This is a genomic window from Allofrancisella guangzhouensis (assembly GCF_000815225.1).
Lineage (GTDB): Bacteria > Pseudomonadota > Gammaproteobacteria > Francisellales > Francisellaceae > Francisella > Francisella guangzhouensis.
Genome location: NZ_CP010427.1, coordinates 987,390 through 1,000,194 on the forward strand (window position 1 = coordinate 987,390; position 12,805 = coordinate 1,000,194).

Below are 12,805 nucleotides of genomic sequence, written 5' to 3' on the forward strand. Positions count from 1 at the left end.
ACAGCATAATTTAGGTTTTATAACCACAAATAAAAAAAGGGTAGACTGCGATTATCTTATCGTCTAGTATAATGACTTTTGCTTTATGCCTATCATTGGCAGGTATTTTAAGCTCTTGGAAAAGAATTTTTAAACCATTATGTTTCTGCCTACCTGGATACTTACACTTATCTGAACTTTTTCTGTCTCTAATCACTACTTTAGAGAAATCTTTCTTCTCAGCAAAATGTTGCTCTAACCAGTTTATGATAGTTTGTTTGTCTATAGAAAGCTCTTCTAGAGCGTTTTGTTTTATTTTTAATAAACCATATTCTACAACTAGCGTGTAGTCATAATTTATATCAAGTTGCCATCCAGTAGTTACTTGGTTACTATTGAGGCTCAAAATAATAGTATCAAGTTGATTAGCTTTTAGACTTAAATGGGTATTGTTTTTAAACCATAAATGCAATAAATTAGTTTGAATATCTCTATCAAGTTTTATTAGTAAGTCTAAGTTGATATGTTTATTATCTGATATTTTTGTTAGTTTTTCTGCAAGTAATTTATGTAAAAGGTTATTGCTCTGTGCACAAATATTTGCACTGCGAGAAAGAGTCTTACTTATACTTGGGTTAAACTCTTTTAATATAGGGATAATCTGGTTACGTATCAGATTACGACGATATTTGTTATCTTGATTACTGTCGTCATATATATGAATAATATTATTATCTGTAGCAAATTTCTCTATTTCAGCTTTAGGGTAGTTAAGTAGGGGTCTTAGGAGTGCTCCATTTTTTAATTTTTTATAATGTGGCATACCCGAAAGTCCAGCAAGACCAGCACCTCTAATAGCTTGTAATAAAAAAGTTTCTGCTTGGTCGTCTAGGTGATGTCCTAATAGTAGCAGAGGGTTAGGGTAGTTAGACATTATCTTTTGAAAAAATATCATCCTTTGCTTACTAGCCCATGCTTCAAAACTTTCTGACTTAGGAGCTTTACCAAGAGTATGGGTTATAAATTCAACTTTATATAACTGGCATATTTGTTGACAATGAGTTTGCCAATTATCAGCTTGTGGATGAATGCTATGATTAATATAAATCGCTACTATGGGGATGTTTATTTCTGTAGATATGTTCAAAAGTACACTAGAGTCAACTCCGCCACTGTATCCTATAATAATATGTGAAGGTCTTAAAGAAGTTATTTCTTTTATAATTTTAGCTTTATTGATAGCTGTCATCTATATCAAATAACGTGCACGTATAGTTGCTTTTACTTTTTTAAATTTTTCGACAAGGTCTTTTGCTTGATTATCCGTTGAACGAATATCCATAACAACATAACCTATACTTTCTAGCGTTCTAAGATATTGTCCTTCAACATTTATATTTTTCTCAGCTAGAATTTTGTTTAGCTCATTTATTATACCAGGAATATTTTGATGTATATGCAAAATTCTATGGCTGTTAGTATGGACTGGTAGGGATAATTCTGGAAAATTTACAGCATTTATGGTAGAACCATTATCAGAATATTTGATAAGTTTAGCACTAACTTCATTTGCTATGTTTTCTTGAGCTTCTATAGTACTTCCACCAATGTGTGGAGTTAAAAACACATTATCAAAGTTTTTTAAAGGACTATCAAAAGCCTCGTCTTTAGAGGAAGGCTCTTTAGGAAAAACATCTATAGCAGCTCCCTTAAGCTTTTTAGTTTCTAAAGCTTTAACTAAGGCATTAATGTCTATGACATTACCACGTGAAGCATTTATAATCACGGAATTATCTTTCATTAAGCTAAATTCATCATACGAAATCATATTTTTAGTAGTAGATAATTGGGGTACGTGCAAAGATACAATATCTGATCGTTTTAATAAGCTCTCTAAACTAGAAACTTGAGTGGCATTACCTAGTGGAAGCTTTTCTTCAACATCATAAAAAATAACATTTAGACCAATACTTTCAGCAAGTATTCCAAGCTGCATACCAATATGTCCATATCCAATAATTCCTAAAGTTTTACCTCTAATTTCATTTGCATTTTCTGCTGATTTTAACCATTGACCACGGTGAGCTTTAGCATTTTTATCTATGACATTTCTTATTAGTAAGATAGCTTCAGCTAAAACTAATTCAGCAACACTTCGTGTGTTTGAAAAAGGAGCATTAAAAACAGGTATGCCTAACTGTTGAGCAGCTTTTAAATCTACTTGATTAGTTCCAATACAAAAACAGCCTATAGCTGTAATATGCTTGGAATTTTCTAAAACATCTTTAGTTAGCTGAGTTTGTGAGCGTAAACCTAGTATTTTAAAGTCTTTTAGCTTTTCTATTAGCTGTTGTTCTTCTAAAGCAGTATTTAAAAGTTCAATATTTTCGTAACCAGCAGCTTTAAAAGACTCTATAGCATTGTTATGTATTCCTTCTAGTAATAATATAGGAATTTTCTTTTTACTAAGTGAAAGTTGGCTCATTGGGAAATGGCTCCTTTATATAGATATTTTTGCTTTAATAGCAGGATGGTAATTATAATTTACAAACTCAAAATCATCATACTTATAATCAAAAATGGAGTCTGGTCTTCTCAAAATCTTTAGTGTTGGTAGTTCTAGAGGTGTACGATTAAGTTGTTCATTAACTTGATCTATATGGTTATTATAGATGTGACAATCTCCACCAGACCATATAAACTCACCAATATCTAGATCACATTGTTGTGCTACCATATGTGTAAGTAACGAATAGCTAGCAATATTAAAAGGTACACCTAAAAACGCATCTGCACTACGTTGAGTAAGCATACAAGATAGTTTATTATCAGCTACATAAAACTGAAACATAGCATGGCATGGTGGTAGGGCAGAGTTACCGATTTTTACATTCTCTTGAGGAGAAAGTTTCTCAGTGGGTACTACACATGGGTTCCAAGCTGATACTAATATTCTACGCGAATTAGGATTGGTTTTTAAAAGCTCTATAACTTCAGCAATTTGGTCAACCCCTTGACCATTAAAGTCACGCCATTGTTTACCATATATTGGACCTAGCTCACCATTTTCGGTTGCCCATTCGTTCCATATTCTTACTTTGTTTTCATTAAGGTATTTAACGTTTGTATCACCACTTATAAACCATAATAATTCATGAATAACACTTGGTAGATGAATCTTTTTAGTAGTTACAAGGGGAAAACCTTTTTGTAAATCAAAGCGCATCTGAAACCCGAAAATGCTTTTTGTACCAGTGCCAGTTCTATCTCCCTTATCTGTACCATTTTCTTTGATATGCTTAAGGAAATTTAGATATTCACGCATGTTTTTTACCTTTAGATTTAACAAACACAGCGATTAAGATTATTGCTCCTAATAAAACCATAGGTGCAGATAATATTTGCCCCATAGTTACCCAATTAAAGAAAATATAACCATACTGTGGGTCCGGTTGTCTGAAAAATTCACAAATAAACCTGGCAGATCCATATAAAAACATAAATAAACCTAGCACTAGATATCTAGGGCGTTTTTTTATAGTTACAATCCAAAGGATACTAAAAAGAACCACACCTTCCAACAAAAACTCAAAAAGTTGAGAAGGGTATCTAGGTAGAGGACCCCCGGTTGGGAAAATCATGCCTATAGAAGAATCAGTAACTCTTCCCCAAAGCTCACCATTGATAAAATTGCCTATTCTACCGGCACCTAGACCTATTGGTATAACTGGAGCAACAAATTCACCAAGGTCAAAAAAATTGATGTTATATTTTTTTGCATATATACCAAAAACAATTAATACACCAATAAAACCACCATGGAATGACATACCACCATCCCATAAAGAAAACATATTTAGAGGATTATGTATATAAAATAAGAGGTTATAGAAAATTATATAACCTATTCTACCACCTAAAATTACACCAAGAGCTATATAGAATGTTAGGTCTCCAACTTGTTCTGGTTTAACCGGAGACCATGACTTTTTTTTAGCTCTATACTTTAGTAGAAACCAGCCAGCAATAATACCAACCAAATACATTAACCCATACCAATGGATTTTAATTGGTCCTAACTGTAGGGCAACAGGGTCTATATGTGGGTATTCTAACATTATTTTAAACCTTATATTAGTTTTTGAGATTCAAAGTCTACAGCAGCAGAGTAACTTATATATTCATTAATGGACTCTTGTTTTACTTTTTTATCTTCGACTTTTTCTTTAGCAGGTTTTGTTGTTTTTTTAGCAGCATCTGCTTTTGGCTTTGTAGATTTCTTAGAATCTTTTTCCTCCAAATCTATATCTACTTTTTCTTCAGTAACTGTAGTTACTTGAGTGGCTTTTTTAGTTTCAGTTTTCTTGGTGGGTTGCTTAGGTTTTTCAGTAGTTTCAGTAGGAGTTAACTCTTGTTGGTCTATTTTAAGTTCTATTTTAGCTTCTTTTTTATCTGTAGTTTCAAAAGTATTAGCTAACTCAGCATCAACAGAAACAGTATCAAATTTTAGATATTTTTGGGTTTTTACTTTTTCTTCAGTTGTTATTTTTTTAGCATTATCACTTTTTAGGCTATCATAGTTATCTAAAATATCTTTAACCATAACGGAGATAAATTCATCTGGGTTTCTTGATATAATTTTTTTAACATTATCAATTGGGTTTTCAGTAATCTGAGATTTATACTTCTCTTTGGTGATATCAACTACTTCTTCAGCATCGTTAATGTTTATATTGCTAGACCTGCTATTATTTTTGTTGCTTGAGCGTCTATCAGTATCGTCGTTTTTCTTATTTTTAGTATTACGCTCATTATTATAGTTGTTTTTATTATTACGTTGGTTGTTATCACGATCATGACGATTTTTATTATTACTATTAGTGCTATCGTCTTTATTTGTATTATTTAGAGGTTTATTACCTCCAATCTTCTCTTTTTCATTATTCTCTTTATTTTTGTTATTAGGCTTACTATTTTTTTGTGAATTGTTTTCATTTAAATCTTTCTTATTTGGTTGAGTTTGAGGTGTTTCTGATTTATCTTTAGTACCAAAGATAGCATTTGCTAACTTAGCAAATAAACTTTTTTTCTCAATTTTTGTTTCAAGTATTTCGGATTGTTGATCTTGTTGCTGCTCTTCTTTCTTTTCAGAAACTTTAGTTTCAACAGTTTTAGTTAAATCAACAGCCGCAATTTTTTTCTTACCAGCTTTTGGTATTTCAAGATTATATACATCCTCGATGAGTTCTGGACTTGTACGGTTAGATTTGTAGCTTGCTCCCCAAATTCTTTGCATTTGGAATTTAGGAGATTCCATATTAAAGTTAGGGATGATAATAACCTTAACATTTGAGATTCTTTCAATATCAACTATATTTTCTCTTTTTTCATTTAGTATGTACGCAGCCATATCTACAGGGACTTGTACACGGATCTCATTAGTATCATCTTTCATTGCCTCAGCTCTGACTTTACGCAATATTGTAAGAGCTGTAGCTTGAGTAGTTTTTATAAAACCATGACCTTCACAACGAGGACATTTTTGCATTACACTTTCATTTATAGACGAACTTAGACGCTGTCTTGAGATTTCAACAAGTCCAAGTTTAGAAATACGAGACATTTGAATACGAGCCTTATCTTGCTGTAAAGCCTCCATCAGTTTTTCTTCAACTTGCTTTCTATTTGGATAGAAAGACATGTCAATAAAATCAACAATTACAAGTCCCCCAAGGTCTCTGATTCTAAGCTGTCTAGCAACTTCTTCAGCAGCTTCTAAATTTGTTTTAAATGCTGTAGTTTCAACATCTTCAGCTTTATTGGATCTTGAAGAATTTACATCTATAGCTACTAGAGCCTCAGTTGTATCTATCACTATAGAGCCACCTGAAGGTAGACGTATTTCTCTTTTGTACGCGTTTTCTATTTGTTGGTCGATGCCATGTTGAGTGAACAGAGGTAGTTCTTCATTGTATAATTTAACTTTGTTTATATCAAAGCTTTGTCTTAGTAAGCTAAGCTGTCTTTTGACATCATCAAAGCATTCTTTGCTATCTACTATAATTTCTTTTACATCTTCTTTTAGATGATCTCTAACAGTTCTAACGATAATATCGCTTTCTTTGTGTAGTAATGCAGGTTTTTTTATCTTATGGTAAGCTTGTGTGATAGATTGCCATAACTCTACTAGCGTATCAAAATCATGCTTTAATTCTCCAAAAGAACATTCCACACACGCTGTTCTAGCTATTACACTCATGTTTTTAGGGATATTTAAATCTTTTAGATATTTTTTTAATTTTTCTCTATCTTCTCCTTCAACGCGACGTGAAATGCCACCACCTTCAGGGTTGTTTGGTAAAAGTACCATGTATGAGCCCGCTAGAGTGATGAAAGTAGTTAAGGCAGCACCTTTATCGCCACGCTCTTCTTTATCTATTTGTACTATTAGTTCTTGACCTTCAGATAAAAGATGAGCAATATTCTCTCCAGTAGGGGTATCTTTTAGATAGTATTCAGATACTTCTTTGAATGGTAAGAAACCATTTTTCTCTTCACCATAATTTACAAAAATAGCATTTAAACTTGGCTCAATTCTTGATATATAACCTTTGTAAATATTAGCTTTTTTTTGTTCTCTATCAACATTTTCAATATCTAGGTCAATTAGTTTACCATTATCTAGAGTAGCAATTCTAATTTCTTCGCTATTTTTACTGTTAATTAGTATTTTTTTCATTTCTTAAATTCCTTAAATAAATAATATTCATAACTGACCTTTCAACGGGCCAGTTTGCTTTATTGTTGACCTCTGAGGTCTTTTAATTTAATCACTATTTCTATAGTCTAAGCAGGTTTCATCACTTGTAAAATTAATCAGATTTACCATCTCTGATTAAAAGCTTAGGTGTATCAGTGATTTTGTTAAAATACTATGTATGCAATTATTTGATATAATAGCAATATTGGCTATTAATTGAAAGAAATATTGGGATTAAATGAGTTTTATCTATCTAGATTATGCTGCTACGACGCCTTTAAGCAAAACAGTTAAAAATAAACTTATAGACTATATAAATAATGATGATAGCTATTTTTTTAATTCAGGGTCATCTACCTATGAAAAAGCTAAAAATATAAGTGATCAGATCGAGCTAGCAAGAGCAGATATTGCTAAAACTTTAGGGGTTTTAAATAGAGAGATAATATTCACATCAGGAGCTACTGAATCAAACAATTTAGCTATAAAAGGTATCGTCCAAGCTTATCAAGATAAAGGAAAACATATAATCACATCTAAGGCTGAGCATAAGGCTGTTTTAGATGTTTGTAAATATCTAGAAACTCAAGGGTGTAAAGTAACTTATTTAGAGGTCGATAGTAGGGGTAGAGTAGATACTTTGGACCTTGAAAAAGCTATTACTGAACAAACTATCTTAGTAAGCTTAATGGCTGTAAATAATGAGTTAGGTACTATGAATGATCTAATTAAAATAGGAGAGATTACTAAACGTAATATGGTATTTTTTCATGTGGATGCCGCTCAGGGTTATGGTAAAGTAAATTTAGATATTAAAGCTATGAATATTGATTTGTTATCAGTGTCTGGACATAAAATATATTCTCCCAAAGGAGTAGGTTTTTTGTATGTAAGATCAAGGGTTCCTAGAGTTAAGTTGGTAAAACAAATTCATGGTGGCACTCAGGAGTTTGGTATACGAGCTGGGACATTGCCTAACTATCAGATTTTTGCGTTAGCTGAAGCTTGTAAAGATATATTTACTCATAAGGAGGAAAATTATAGGCATATTATTAAGCTGCGTGATATGTTTTTAGAGCAGCTTAGCAAAATTGAGAATATAAAAATAAACACAGATTTACAAAATAGCTACCCAGGTATTTTAAATGTAACTATTAAGGGGGTAAAAGCAGAAACTTTATTAGCTATGCTTGATGAGGTTTGTTTATCAATGGGATCAGCTTGTAATTCTAAAGCAATAGAGCCATCACACGTTTTAAGAGCAATAGGTTTAAATACAGAGGAAGCTGATAGTACGATTAGGGTTTCTTTTGGTTTACCAACAACTGAAAAAGAAGTTATTAAAGCAGTAAGTTTTATAAAAGAAAAAGTAAGAATTTTAAGGATGTTGTCACCATTTAGTACGTTTTAGATTATTCTAAGTAGTGGGGAGAGGCATTATTTGATCTATACTACAAATATAGGAGTTAAGGCAAAGTGTATAATAGTTTAATAAAAGAAATGTTGACAAAATTATCAAAAGAAGATGCTGAAATTTTACCTACGCAAATAAGATATAAAGTTGGTGATAGCTTTTCTACGGTAGAAGTTTATATAAGTAAAGAAAGAATTTCTTTTAAAGTTTTCGGAGACGCATACATAGTTGCTATGGTAAAATGGCTACAGCTAAGGCTACAAGGTGGCGAAAATATCGAAAAAATCTCTATAGAGTATTTGATAGAGTTATTTGAATTACCTGAAGTAAAATATAGAAATGCTATACAACTCATAGAATTAATAGAGAAATTAAATGAAAGATAAGCTCTATGATTTTTACATATTACACCAGCGTAAATATAAGGAAAACTCTTTACTAGTTTCCATATTTACAAGTGAATTTGGTAAACTTTCTGGGATCATAAGAACTAATAAAAAACAGCAGAACTTATATCAGCCATTAACTAAATTACAAGGTCAGATTCGTTTTTCTAAAAGAGATACAGGTTTAAATAAAATTTATAACATAGAGTTTGTAGACTCTTTTTATAAAAAATCATATATTAATCTTTTAGCTTTACAGTATATAAATGAGCTTATTTTTTTACTTTTAAGTTATTCTCATGAGGATGACACCCTTTTTAAAAAATATGATTTTATGGTTAGTAATATGAATGATGATAATTATAAATATTTGTTGAGGTTTTTTGAGTTGGAACTTTTAGAGAGCTTAGGACAAGGTGTTTACGTTGAGCAAGACCTTGATGGCTACAATATAGAGCCAGCTAAAGATTATGATGTTTTATTTACTGGGTTTAGAGAATCTATGATAGCAGTTACTAACTCTGTTAAAGGATTAAACCTTATGAAAATAAGAGAACCACTTTACAAATGGTCAGAACAAGATTTAAAAACTATATCTAGAATTACAAGACTAAAGTTAGATGGTATTTTGGCAGGTAAGCAACTTAAAAGCAGAAAACTTTTATTGGATTATTTAAATTTAAAGAGATGAGTTATTTGCTGAAAATTTGCTTCTTAAAGCTTTGATAAAAGATATTGTAGGTGGAATTAAAGAAATAACAACTATCAAAATTATAAATAAACCAAAGTATTTTCTTACAAAAGCATTATTACTAAACCAGAAAGCTATATATATTATAGAGTATACCCAAATAAAAGCACCTACTGCTCCTAATGCTACAAATTTGACATAATTCATTTTACTCATACCAGCAGTGAAAGGTAGTAGAGTTCTAATTAATGGTGTAAATCTAGCAATAATTATTGCTCTACCTCCGTACTTGTTAAAAAAATTTTGAGCTTTAAGAAGGTGAGCTGTTTTTAATATTTTAGCATCATCTTTAAAAATTCTTTTACCAATTAGCCTACCTAAGAAATAGTTACACGAGTCTCCGCAAATAGCAGCTAAGACTAAAATAGGAGCAATTAGATGAACATTTAATGTAGTAACAGCACCTGTTAATCCAACTGCAAAAAGTAGTGAATCACCAGGTAAAAATGGTGTAACTACTAGTCCAGTTTCACAAAATATGACTATGAAAAGTAGTAGATAAGTCCAGTCGCCCAATATGTTAATATAAGTGCTTACAAACTCATCTAAGTGTAAGATAATATGCAACAATGCTGTAATAGTGTCCATTAATAAACTTTTTAAACGGTTTAGCTTTAGATTATAGAAAAATAATTATCAAAGGTTAAGATCTTTTTGTTTTTATTTTATTAAAGATATACTTTAATATCATTTGTCCTATAACTGCAACTATTACAATCATAATTATCAAACTTAAATTTTCTTTTATATATTTATTTTCACTAAAAAAATAAACAGTGTAAGTGATAGAAAAAGACCAGATAATAGCTGAAATTGAACCTAAGATAACAAATCTAGTGTAATTCATCCTACTAATCCCAGCTACGAAAGGTGTTAATGTTCTTACAAAAGCAATAAAACGTGAAAATATGATTGCTTTAGTCCCATTTTTTTCTAAAAATAATTTGGTTTTTTCTAAATATGCAGATTTAAGTATAGGAGCATGTGGGCGGAACATCTTTTCACCTATAAGCTTGCCTGTGATATAGTTGCAAGAGTCACCAATTATAGCAGCTACACATATTGTAAAAACAGCCGTATGGATATTAATATTAGTTGCAGCCGCTGTTAAACCGATCGTGAAGAGTAAAGAATCTCCAGGAAAAAATATTCCTAAAACTATACCAGTTTCACAGAATATAATTATAAAGAGTAAAATATAAAACCACACTCCTAGAGTGTCAACAAAATAGTTTATATAAGAGTTAAAATGTATTATAAACTCAAACATCGACTTGCTCCGGTTTAATTTTAATAGATAAGGCGTGCACATATGCCATTAAATCACCAAGAGATGCATATACCTGCTTATGTGATGATAATTTGGAAATAGAGTTAAGTTTATTAGATTCTATTTCTAGAAATAAGTGATACTTTCCTTCGGTATAACTTTTGTGTTTAACATGTTTGTAAGTTTCATCGCTGATTTTAATATTTGCTTTAGAATCAAGTTTAGATAATATACATTGCTCTATTTGATCTACTAAAGTCGAAATATCCATTTATAGAATCCTTGTTGGGGTAATTATTACATCAAGTTGTATGTCATGTCTATCTATGATGATATCATTATTTTGTTGTTCATCAAAGGCTATACCTATACTTAATGGGTAATTAAAAATTTTTTTGAAATGTAAAGAATAGTCATAAAACCCACCACCCATACCCATACGGTATTTTTGTTTATTGAATCCTACTAACGGGATTATTATTATATCAAGCTCCCAAGGTGCTATAACTTTAGTTATCGAGTATATGGGTTCATTAATCTTATATTTGTTTTTGTAATACAATTTATTGTCTTTTACAAACCATAATCCATGTTTGATAAAGGGATGTATTATTGGTAGATAAACTTCAAAATTATTATTTATAGTTTTTGTGTTAACTTCATCCTTTAAAGATAGGAAGCTAGCGATTCTAGGAATTGTAAAATTTTGGTTTATGTATTTAATAACTTTACTAGCAATATCTTCAGATAATAGATCTTTATTGGGAAGGCTATTACGTATTTGTAATAGTTGTTTACGTATTTGTGACTTATTCATGAATAAATTAGCTATCCAGGTTACCGTTTTGGTTCAATGTTCTTGATCCCTGTGGTATCAAGTGGGTGTCATAGTTCCACCGTTGGGCTTCTTTGCTAATATCTAAAAGATACCAAAGCTTGCTCTCTAGGTAAAACACCAAAACTCCCTTTAGTAAAACTATCGGCTCAAGATTGTAACCAAATTACAAATAACCCAGACAGCTAAACTTATGTATCTATTATAAGATAATTTGATTTTAGTGTGCAAGAGTATAATAGTAAATATATAAAAATATTTATACTTATTTTAGTCAGGGTTTTTATATCTACGCAGTAAAACTCCCATGCAAATGCGAAACTATTTTAGCAAGCTTACGTATATTGTCACTCAAGAGTCTTTGATAATTATAATATGGCTATCTTGTTCTATAAAATCTATAATTTTATTTTCTTCAGTAGTAGTTATAAAAACTTGAGAACTTAATTTCTTTAGATAATCAAATAACGTTTGAGTGTGATTATTGTCTAGTTCGGAAGTTATATCGTCTATTAAATAGATACATTTATTTTCATTTTCAAGGTTATGGAGTTCTCCTTGGGCTAACTTGATAGCACAAATAACTAGTTTTTGCTGGCCCCTTGAGAATATATCTTGTATGGGTTTGTTGTTTATGGTTAAAACGATATCAGCTTTATGTGGTCCATGGTTAGTTATTTTATATTTGTTGTCATAGTTGTACGATTCTGTTAGAACCTCTGTTAGGCTTTTATCACTATTCCAACCGCGGTAATATTCTATATTTAATTGTAGGTCCGAATTAAACTTAGCAAGTATTTCGTAGATTTTAGGCTTTAGTTTTGTAAAGTAAGTTTGCCTTTTTAGGTCAAGGATATTGCCAAATTCATTAAGTTTTTTATCTATACTGACTATGTAAGTATGAGGATAGTTTTGTTTTAGAGCAGAGTTCCTCTGCTTGACAAGAAATTTGGTTTGTTGCCATATTTTTAGAAAAGTTTTATCAAGATAAAAAGCACCCCAATCAAGAATTTTGCACCGTTGCTGGACCCCAGAATTAATTAAATTAAAAGCTTCAGGATTGATTAGTTGTATAGGTAGATTTCTAGTAATTTCAGCATGATTTTTTTGTATTTCTAAGTTAAGTTTAGAAATACTACCACCATTTTTTTTACGTGATATAGCTACTGTTATTTCATCAGGATTATAAGCTTTTGCAAATATGATAAACTCATCAGCATCAAGGTTTACTATTCTATTTAGCTGAGAGCTACGAAATGACCTACTATGAGATAAAAAATATATAGCCTCAAGTATAGAAGTTTTTCCAGAACCATTTTTGCCAATGATAAAGTTGATATTAGAGCTAAAATCAAAACTTTTAGATTGTATATTTCTAAAATTTTGAAGTCGTAAATTAGATATATACAT

General features: G+C 30.9%; 13 protein-coding genes and 1 other RNA gene. 3 read left to right on the forward strand and 11 right to left on the reverse strand.

Annotation, left to right across the window (positions count from 1 at the left end):
- Window positions 1-10: 10 nt before the first annotated feature.
- The 5 genes from tilS to SD28_RS04695 are packed head-to-tail and all read right to left on the reverse strand — an operon-like array spanning window position 11 to window position 6,718.
- Window positions 11-1,228, reverse strand: a complete 1,218-nt coding sequence (gene tilS / locus SD28_RS04675; RefSeq protein ID WP_039124571.1) for a tRNA lysidine(34) synthetase TilS — start codon at window positions 1,226-1,228, stop codon at window positions 11-13.
- Window positions 1,229-2,464, reverse strand: coding sequence for a phosphoglycerate dehydrogenase (gene serA / locus SD28_RS04680; RefSeq protein WP_039124573.1), 1,236 nt, complete (start codon window positions 2,462-2,464; stop codon window positions 1,229-1,231).
- Window positions 2,465-2,479: 15 nt separating this feature from the next.
- Entirely contained in the window at window positions 2,480-3,304 is an 825-nt protein-coding gene (locus SD28_RS04685; protein ID WP_039124575.1) for a thymidylate synthase, read from the reverse strand.
- Window positions 3,297-4,097, reverse strand: coding sequence for a prolipoprotein diacylglyceryl transferase (gene lgt, locus SD28_RS04690; RefSeq protein ID WP_039124577.1), 801 nt, complete (start codon window positions 4,095-4,097; stop codon window positions 3,297-3,299). The genes SD28_RS04685 and lgt overlap by 8 nt, the downstream gene beginning before the upstream one ends.
- 11 nt (window positions 4,098-4,108) lie before the next feature.
- The gene (locus SD28_RS04695; RefSeq protein WP_039124578.1) at window positions 4,109-6,718 is read right to left on the reverse strand and encodes an Rne/Rng family ribonuclease; all 2,610 of its coding nucleotides are present in this window, start codon (window positions 6,716-6,718) and stop codon (window positions 4,109-4,111) included.
- Between the two features lie 259 nt (window positions 6,719-6,977).
- Between SD28_RS04695 and SD28_RS04700 the strand changes: the two genes are divergently transcribed.
- The 3 genes from SD28_RS04700 (at window position 6,978) to recO (ending at window position 9,230) form a co-directional block, all read left to right on the forward strand.
- A complete protein-coding gene (locus tag SD28_RS04700) occupies window positions 6,978-8,150 on the forward strand; it encodes a cysteine desulfurase family protein (protein ID WP_039124579.1) in 1,173 nt (390 codons plus the stop codon).
- A gap of 65 nt (window positions 8,151-8,215) precedes the next feature.
- On the forward strand, window positions 8,216-8,539 hold the full coding sequence (locus tag SD28_RS04705; protein WP_039124584.1) for a hypothetical protein: 324 nt from the start codon (window positions 8,216-8,218) through the stop codon (window positions 8,537-8,539).
- Window positions 8,529-9,230: a DNA repair protein RecO gene (gene recO / locus SD28_RS04710; RefSeq protein ID WP_039124585.1), complete on the forward strand. Its 702-nt coding sequence runs from the start codon at window positions 8,529-8,531 to the stop codon at window positions 9,228-9,230. The genes SD28_RS04705 and recO overlap by 11 nt, the downstream gene beginning before the upstream one ends.
- On the opposite strand, the gene SD28_RS04715 is transcribed toward recO, so the two are convergent.
- The 6 genes from SD28_RS04715 to recF form a co-directional block, all read right to left on the reverse strand.
- Window positions 9,219-9,878 carry a VTT domain-containing protein gene (locus tag SD28_RS04715; RefSeq protein WP_039124586.1) on the reverse strand — a complete coding sequence of 220 codons (660 nt, stop codon included), beginning with the start codon at window positions 9,876-9,878 and terminating at the stop codon, window positions 9,219-9,221. The two genes, recO and SD28_RS04715, sit on opposite strands and share 12 nt — an antisense overlap.
- Window positions 9,879-9,933: 55 nt before the next feature.
- The gene (locus tag SD28_RS04720; protein WP_039124591.1) at window positions 9,934-10,560 is read right to left on the reverse strand and encodes a VTT domain-containing protein; all 627 of its coding nucleotides are present in this window, start codon (window positions 10,558-10,560) and stop codon (window positions 9,934-9,936) included.
- On the reverse strand, window positions 10,553-10,831 hold the full coding sequence (locus SD28_RS04725) for a BolA family protein (protein ID WP_039124592.1): 279 nt from the start codon (window positions 10,829-10,831) through the stop codon (window positions 10,553-10,555). Before SD28_RS04725 ends, SD28_RS04720 begins: the two co-directional genes overlap by 8 nt.
- Window positions 10,832-11,377, reverse strand: a complete 546-nt coding sequence (locus SD28_RS04730) for a 5-formyltetrahydrofolate cyclo-ligase (protein ID WP_039124593.1) — start codon at window positions 11,375-11,377, stop codon at window positions 10,832-10,834.
- A gap of 8 nt (window positions 11,378-11,385) precedes the next feature.
- A non-coding RNA gene (gene ssrS / locus SD28_RS07875) (6S RNA) lies at window positions 11,386-11,582 on the reverse strand.
- 164 nt (window positions 11,583-11,746) lie between these two features.
- Window positions 11,747-12,805, reverse strand: a complete 1,059-nt coding sequence (gene recF / locus SD28_RS04735) for a DNA replication/repair protein RecF (protein ID WP_039124595.1) — start codon at window positions 12,803-12,805, stop codon at window positions 11,747-11,749.